Below are 3,651 nucleotides of genomic sequence, written 5' to 3'. Positions count from 1 at the left end.
TAAAGCCTCAAAAAGGGACTAACTGCTAAAGCAGTAAGTCCCTTTAATTCGATTTACCGTTGACTGACGGCCATTAACCAGCTTCAATGATCATCAGCGGGTAAATTAAAGCCATAGGCCAAGTTCAAAGACTTGGACCATCTAATTCATCATGCTGTCTCTCTGAACGTTCCTGTGGCCTCTGAGGGGCTTTTTTAGACGGTTCTTTTAGTCCAGCTCGTTCTAGCCACTCACTTGGTAAGCCAACACCTAATTTGCGCTGTAAGAACCGGTCAACGCTCCGAACAATTCCTTGTAACGTATCCACTAATTTTTGGAGCTTCTCATTTTTCTTGCTTAAATCATAATTATTGTCTTTAACTTCAAGCAGTTGATAATTTAAGCTTTGATTATCAAGTTTTAAACGGTTCTGTTGTTGATTATAAATATCACTGACAGCTGCTCGAGATTCTAAGTCATGAAGATCACTTTTTCTAACAACCACTTTATCCTTGCTTAAAAGAGTAGGTTTGCTCTCAATTTCCTGCTGATCACGAGGTTTAAGTTCAGCAAGGCGTTTTCTGGCATCTTCAAGTTCAGCTTGTATTTCTCGTTTTTGAAGCGTCGCCTTTTTCAAGTCTTCCCGCATAGCTTTGTATTCTGGTACCGTTAAACTTTTATGTTGCGATTCTTGAATACCACGTTCAACATCAAATCCGTGTTGTCGTAAATGAACTGGCAATTGATCTTGAACGTTTTGCAAAGCCGCACGATTAAACACCCGTTTAGCCGATAATTTATACTCATCATCAAATGGAACAATTCCCATATGCATATGGGGCGTTCTCTCATCAAGATGAACAATCGCATAACGAATGTTTTCTTCACCAAATTTTTCAGCAAAGTAAGCTTTAGCTGTTTCAAAATATTTGCGCGTATCAGCCGCCGTTAAATTAGCAAAGAAATTGCTATCGCTCGAAATAATCCATTCATTGACTAAAACGGCATCTTTTCTGACCGCTCGCTGACTGGTTTTATGCTCGTTAATATAAGCCTCAATATCCGTTTTGAAATGGTTAGTCCGACCAGCAACTAAATCATAATTTAAGTCAGAACGGTCAACGTCAATATCAGTATTTTTGTGATGTCGCGTTCGGCGTTGATCATGATTACCCAAGCCAACTAAATTATCAGCTCTTAATTTCTGCATATTAGCGACTAAATAACTCATTTCACCACTCCATTCCAAAAAGCTAAATTTGGTTAGAGCATAGCACAGAATTCGGCAAACCTCCATGCAAGGTATAGCCCAATATACTTTACCTTGTAAAGTTTGGGCTCTGCGAGGCAATTTTTGCCGTTGGCAAAAAAATAATACCTTAACAATGTTCATCAAAAATAAAATTTCTCAAAACATGTAAAAGTTCTCTTTGAAGTTTTACAGGTTCAGTTTTTCTTTTCTCAAATTCTCTAATATAATCATCGCTTTGATCAGCACTCATATTTCTAAGATTAATACCAGATCCTCGAGTAGCTATCAATTCATAGTAATCGAACAACGATTGCACGATTTTATCCACTATTTCAAAAATACTATTTGGAATTGCAAGAGTTCCTTCAACAAAATTTCTCAAAGCTAGTAAATCACTAGTCAAATCAGGAATAGAATCTTTACCGGCACATTCTCCAATTTTATTATGAAGTGCTCCAGCTTTCTCAAAAAAAATATTTATAAATTCCTGCAAAACAACAAACTTATTAGAATTATCAGTATAATTTGTAACTTCAGAAATGAATTTTACATCAGAATTACTAATATTATTACCGTTAAAATTACCAGAAGAAGTATTAGAACAATTATCTTGACTGGTCTGATTACTTTTTTTCATGCTTCTCACCTTCACTATTATCAACATTGACACTAGAATTATCGATATTATTACCATTGAAATTTCCCTTAATATTTTTCGAACTGTTAATAGTCTTTTTATTTCCTGCAAAAAAGTTAAAAGTACCCTTAATCATTCCCTTAAACAATCCCTTTAAGGCATTGAAAAATGAAGCCAAAGCAATCACCTCCCCCCTCACTTATAATATAGACAATAAATCATTAAACAAAATAATTCTTACGCTGATAATCCCATTTAGCAACAATCTCACGCACCACTTGATCAACCTTTTGATCATCACTATCCGTATTAATCAAATCACCATTTTCAACGTCTTCCAATTGCAACTGTTTGCGAATTTCTTTCAGTAACCCCCCATAACTAATTTGGCGGGAACCAGCCAAAGCTTGTTCCAGATCGTCAATCACCTGTAAGTCTTGTTCTGGATTATTCGTCAAAATATCTTTAGACTTTACCTGATATTTAGCCGTTTCTTGAGCACTGGCCAATAAAGAATTTTTATGGCGATTCACATTCGGTTTAACTGCCTCAACATTCACAACTGGCATATAAGTTAATTTCATAGCTCGTTGCCAATATCCAGTCCATTCCGCCTGTGAAATATAATTATCAGTTCCCGTAAAATAGCTTGATTTCATAAAAAGCAAGACATGCATATGATGGTGATACATCGGCTGATCTACTTCATGATTAACGGTCACTTCAGTTGAACGCACATAGCCCAGCAAATTCTTAGCTGGCTTTTTATAACGCATTAAATCACGAATAGCTCGTCCCATTTGTCGTAATTCACTTTTTAACTGATTACCGGAGGTATTTTCAACCGTCAAAGTCAAAAATAAGAACCGACCCGTTTTACGTTGTTTAACTGCTTCTGCCAAAATCTGTGTTAACTGATTAGATTGCTTCATTGCCCGCCGCCAATTGCATAGCGGACACAAACGGGAATGACAAAACCAAGTCTGGGCCAATTTTTTATGACCATTTTTATCTTCCACAAAGCGCAAAACTTCGCCACATTCTTTAACTCGATGAGCTTTCTTATAATGCAATATCTGCAAATAGTCACTATACTGTAAATTTTCTAGCTTACGCTCTCTCCACGGACGAACTTTCCCCGATTGCGATTGATCAACTAAAACTTTTCTATCAGTCAAAATAAAACTCCTCTCATATTAGTCACGTGAGAGGAGTTAATCCGTTATGTATTACTTTACTAAAATCAGTCAGAAGGCTTGACGGGCAAGTACCTAAGCCTTAGACTATGTCTAGTAAATATAAATACGATTTTACAAGATTAACTCACGCGTTCGAGGTCGGCAAACTTTCGAAGCTCACGTGAGTTTTTTTTATACTCATTTTATAAACTCATAATACGCCTAAGCCCAGTTCTGTCAAGGCTTTGTCCAACTTTTAAAAAAGTCCGTTGTTTCTAATAGTATCAAGATAAGAAGAAACCGTCGAAAAAACGACGGTTTCAAACCCCAAAAAGCAGATCAGCAAAAATCGCCGAACTGCTTTTTAAGACCATGGCTTTCAGCCATACTGACCAGCTGAACCAGCTGGACCCCATAAATGAGCGGGAGCCCCCGCTCAAACTCACCCCGCACTCGCCGTGAGGCAGGCAAAAAAAGCAGGTGTGCTTTTCTTTGCATGCGCAAAAGTGTCTTGGTCTAGTGAGTCAGTCAACTCCTTAAAGCCTCAAAAAGGGACTAACTGCTAAAGCAGTAAGTCCCTTTAATTCGATTTACCGTTGACTGAC

At 37.4% G+C, this 3,651-nt stretch carries 4 protein-coding genes; all 4 read right to left on the bottom strand.

All coding sequences use genetic code 11. The annotated features are described in order from the left end of the window. Positions 1–124 precede the first annotated feature (124 nt). Positions 125–1,210, bottom strand: a complete 1,086-nt coding sequence (gene mobV / locus EKM61_RS11555; protein ID WP_125636227.1) for a MobV family relaxase — start codon at positions 1,208–1,210, stop codon at positions 125–127. Positions 1,211–1,358: 148 nt separating this feature from the next. Next, a complete protein-coding gene (locus EKM61_RS11550; RefSeq protein ID WP_100077707.1) occupies positions 1,359–1,868 on the bottom strand; it encodes a hypothetical protein in 510 nt (169 codons plus the stop codon). Beyond that, complete coding sequence (locus EKM61_RS11545; RefSeq protein WP_075168978.1) at positions 1,855–2,046, bottom strand: hypothetical protein; 192 nt, start codon at positions 2,044–2,046, stop codon at positions 1,855–1,857. The genes EKM61_RS11550 and EKM61_RS11545 overlap by 14 nt, the downstream gene beginning before the upstream one ends. Positions 2,047–2,089: 43 nt before the next feature. Further along, complete coding sequence (locus EKM61_RS11540; RefSeq protein WP_063285742.1) at positions 2,090–3,046, bottom strand: protein rep; 957 nt, start codon at positions 3,044–3,046, stop codon at positions 2,090–2,092. Positions 3,047–3,651 lie beyond the last annotated feature (605 nt).

Origin of the sequence: Loigolactobacillus backii, assembly GCF_003946275.1 — a bacterium.
Taxonomy (GTDB): Bacteria; Bacillota; Bacilli; order Lactobacillales; family Lactobacillaceae; genus Loigolactobacillus; species Loigolactobacillus backii.
The sequence above is the reverse complement of the archived record's forward strand: the minus strand, read 5'-3'. Positions and strand labels throughout refer to the sequence as shown.

Bases quoted from the DNA above. Each gene is read 5' to 3' on its own strand.
- mobV (WP_125636227.1), bottom strand. From the start codon at position 1,210: ATGAGTTATTTAGTCGCTAATATGCAGAAATTAAGAGCTGATAATTTA.
- EKM61_RS11550 (WP_100077707.1), bottom strand. From the start codon at position 1,868: ATGAAAAAAAGTAATCAGACCAGTCAAGATAATTGTTCTAATACTTCT.